At 63.0% G+C, this 3,569-nt stretch carries 3 protein-coding genes and 1 pseudogene; all 4 read right to left on the reverse strand.

The features are described from left to right. Positions 1–49: 49 nt before the first annotated feature. The 4 genes and pseudogenes from BSZ39_RS12320 to BSZ39_RS12345 all read right to left on the reverse strand — a co-directional run bounded on the left by BSZ39_RS12320 (position 50) and on the right by BSZ39_RS12345 (position 3,484). Positions 50–583 (reverse strand): hypothetical protein, encoded by a 534-nt coding sequence (locus tag BSZ39_RS12320; protein ID WP_073717608.1) that lies wholly within the window; start codon positions 581–583, stop codon positions 50–52. 30 nt (positions 584–613) lie between these two features. Continuing rightward, positions 614–1,300: a DUF2207 family protein gene (locus tag BSZ39_RS12325; RefSeq protein WP_073717609.1), complete on the reverse strand. Its 687-nt coding sequence runs from the start codon at positions 1,298–1,300 to the stop codon at positions 614–616. Between the two features lie 91 nt (positions 1,301–1,391). Beyond that, a pseudogene (locus tag BSZ39_RS14865) lies at positions 1,392–2,369 on the reverse strand (DUF2207 domain-containing protein). Continuing rightward, on the reverse strand, positions 2,369–3,484 hold the full coding sequence (locus BSZ39_RS12345; protein ID WP_073717613.1) for a DUF2207 family protein: 1,116 nt from the start codon (positions 3,482–3,484) through the stop codon (positions 2,369–2,371). The pseudogene BSZ39_RS14865 and the gene BSZ39_RS12345 overlap by 1 nt, the downstream one beginning before the upstream one ends. Between the last annotated feature and the right edge of the window lie 85 nt (positions 3,485–3,569).

The following is a 3,569-nucleotide window of genomic DNA, read 5'->3' on the forward strand; positions in this document are numbered from 1 at the left end:
TGGATGGTTGCTTTGACACCACCCATCGTGCAGTCAGGGGCCCGTTCCTTCATCCCCGGTCGGTGACTACAACGTCATGACCCACAACATCTAGACCGGTGGCTTTCGCGAGATCAGCGGCCTTAGCGGGCGCGCGATAGGAGGTGATGCCTTCGGCCTCGGCAGGCTTCACATCACCGACAAGGATCGCCGCGCTTGCTTTCAGGTCCTGCAGCGCTTGCCCGGCATCCGTATCAGAAACGGCGAGGGTAGGAATCCCGAGCGCGCGACCGATGGAGGCGGCACGGAACTGCGCGGCAGCATCGCCCGCGGGTGCCAGCACCACGGCGTCCGCTTTGTCGAACAGCGCCTTCGCGGCGCCACCCGACTGCGCGGCTGCATCGCCAGCGACGGACTGCGTCTCAACGCTGTCTTTCATCACCACCGCGGATTCCTTCGAACCGGCACCCTGATCAGAGCCCGGCGATTTGGTGTCGGTACACGCGGAGAGGGCAAGTGCCGCTGCGGCAATCACACCGGTGATCGTGCGGAGTTTACGCATGGAGTTGAGACCCTTCCCAGCCAATTGGAGCGTCCCGGCCATGGTAGTTGTCTTACCAATCGGGCGCGAACGTTAGCGCCCACCGGCGCTAACGCCACCGTCTCCGCCGCCGGCCGAGCCGCCGCCGAAGCCGCCCGATCCACCGGAAGACCCGGACGTCGGGGGCTGATAGGCCATAGAGTCCGCAGACATCGAGGAGAAACTCCCGGCAGCATCGGCAAAGTCACGGAACGAGGAGAGATCAGAGCCGACGTACCAGTTGGGCGCCGTGACAGCGGTGCGCTCGGCGATGTGGTCTATCGTGATCGCCCACAGGTCTTCAAGCCCGAACGCCATGGCCCACGGCAGGTAGCGCGAAAACTCCGCTTGCCGCGATTCGGCAATAATCTGGTCGGCTTCCGCGGTCTTTAAATATTCGCGGAAACCCTCGGTTTGCTTATACAGGGCATAGCCGTAGGCGCTGCGACCAAAAACCGGGAAGGATCTGCGCCACGCTCGGATCATCCCGGCAGCAACGAGGGCCACGATGGCGGGCAGGAAGTACAGCTGTGGCGGCCTAAATAGCGCCAGCAGGGAGGAAAAACCATTGTAAAAGACGAGGCCGACGATCACGACGATGGCGAGTACTCCGAGCGTCGACACGCTGCCGTCTTTGAGGGGACGACGAAAGAGCTTTTTCTTATTCATCGCATCGGCGATGGATTCCTCGATCTGCGTTGCCGACTCGTGGAATTCCTCGCGCAGCGCACTCACGCGCACGGTTTTTCGCCGTCGAAGACCATCGTGTGCAGGTTCAGCGAGACGAGCGTGCGTCTTTCGAACTCCTGCTCAGGCGGCGTGGGCGTCGATATCAGCGTGATCGCCCAGTCATCCGGATCGCCGGCGCCATCCCGCTGTACTTCAGAAATCCTGAGGAAACCGCGGGTGGCGAGATCAAGCACGACGACGCCGAGTGACCGTGACGGGTAGGACGCGGCCAGCAGCGCCTGCGCTTCGGCCGGGCTGAGATTCTCCGGGGCGTGAACTGAACGGCGACCGGGGTCTCGTGTCCGCCGACGAGCGCCGCGGGGATCGCCGCAAGCGGCGGCAGGCCTAAGAACCGTTGCCTACCATCGCGCAGAATGGGCTCGGTGTTCACAAACGTCCCACCCGGGAACGCGGCCATGACCGTTGCCGCATCGCCTGCGCGCAGCGCATCGAACGTGAACGTGGCGCTCGGGCCGGCCGATCGAGACGTCGTGCACCGCGCATCCTGCCCGGCCGGCCCCTGGTAGCAGGCGATATCGCGAACCGCGGCGGACCCACTGATCCGCACGGTGATGGCGTCCGCCCGCACATCGAGGTCATCAAAGATATTCCAGTAGAACTCTTCTAGCCCGGCGTTTTGTCCATCCGTGATGGCGTTGATGGTGCCCTTGACGTCGTAGGAAAGCACGTACGTCTGCACGCCGCTGACCCGATCATCGGAACCATCGGGAGCGCCGATCGATAGCTTCAGCACGCCGCCGCTATCGGACTCTCGCCAGATCTATGCGGGAGCGCCACTTGGGGAGGTGACCTGCTCGTTGCTCACCTCATAGACGCGGTAATTATTCGGTTCGGGATCATAGGCCTGGGCTTTCGTGATCGTGCGATAGAACCCGTGGCCCTGCCCGTCGGCGAAGTTCCACTCGAACCGCTCCTTAACGTGCGCCGTGCCCGACTCATCGAGGGTGATCTCGACGTCGAGTTTCTTGATCGAGTCATCCGTGACGCTCGCGCTCGCAGGCAGCGGCAACCCCAACAGGAGAGCCACGCCCGCGGCGAGCAGGGCAAGGAATTGACGCATTATCGGCCGCCTGCGCTGCCGCCACCACCGCCGCCACCGCTGGAACCGCCGCCGCCCGAGCTTCCCGAGCCGCCGGAGGAACCGGACGTGGACGGCTGGTAAGACAGCGAGGAACCCGCGCTCGAGGAGAACTGCGAGACCGAGTCACTCATCGAGCTAAACGAGTGGATGTTGCGTCCGACGTACCAGGAGGTGTCGCCGGTCGCGTTGCCGCTGCGTGCAAGTTGGTCCATGACGACCGCCCAGCGGTCTTCGATGCCGAAGGCCATCGCCCACGGCAGGTAGCGGGCAAATTCCGCCTGACGCGACTCGTGGATGATCTGCTGCGCCTCGGCCGTTTTCAGGTACTCCTTGAACCCTTCCGCCTGCTTAAACAGGGCGTGCCCGAGGGCGCTGCGCCCGAGCTTGGGACGCAAGAACCGGCCGAGGGTCGCGATGAGCATAATCAGAGTCGCGACGGCGATGATCGGCATGAAGATGTAGGCCGTCACCGGCAGCGCCGCAAACAAGAACAAGATGATAGGCACCGCGCATGAGGCAGCGACGAAGCAGCCGGTCTGCTTCGTCTTCAGTGGCTTTTTGAACAGCCCCTTACGGTCGATTGTCGTCGTGAGGTCATCATCGATCTTTTTCGCCGCGGATTGGAAGTGCCTGCGGAGCTTGGAGATCTGGACTTGCGGTCCCTCGATCGCGTCGCTGCCCACACTGTCGGCGAAGAAATTCAGTCCCGCGAGCATCCGGTAATCGTAGGTTTCGGTGACCTGCGTCTGATTCGGCAGCAGCGTCAGGGTCCAGTCTGTTGGTTTTTTCGACCGGAACGAACTCCACTGCACCTCGGACACCTTGAGATAGCCGCGGACGGCGAGATCGACCAGGATGATGCCAAGAGATTTCGTCGATTTCCGTTTGTCCATCAAGATGACGGCCTCGGCCGGAGTGATCCGCTCGGGCGGGGTGAAGCGCACCGCCACCGGTGTCTTGGCAGCCGGCCCGACGGGGGCTCCTAGCGGCTGAATGACCCCTGGCGTGCCCGACTGGTAAGCCTGGTCTCTCCCGACGTGTCGAGCACGCGCGATGAGGGCCGCGATTCCGCCAACGAAGAAGACGCCGGTCAAGTCCCTTGTAGTGGTGTAACGGCGTTTTCCTCTCGTTTGGGGTTTTAGCTTGCTAGTGCGGGCGTGTCGGTATCGGTCATGGTCG

The sequence above is a fragment of the Bowdeniella nasicola genome (genome assembly GCF_001907295.1).
Classification (GTDB): domain Bacteria; phylum Actinomycetota; class Actinomycetes; order Actinomycetales; family Actinomycetaceae; genus Bowdeniella; species Bowdeniella nasicola.

Bases quoted from the DNA above. Each gene is read 5' to 3' on its own strand.
- BSZ39_RS12320 (WP_073717608.1), bottom strand. From the start codon at position 583: ATGGCCGGGACGCTCCAATTGGCTGGGAAGGGTCTCAACTCCATGCGT.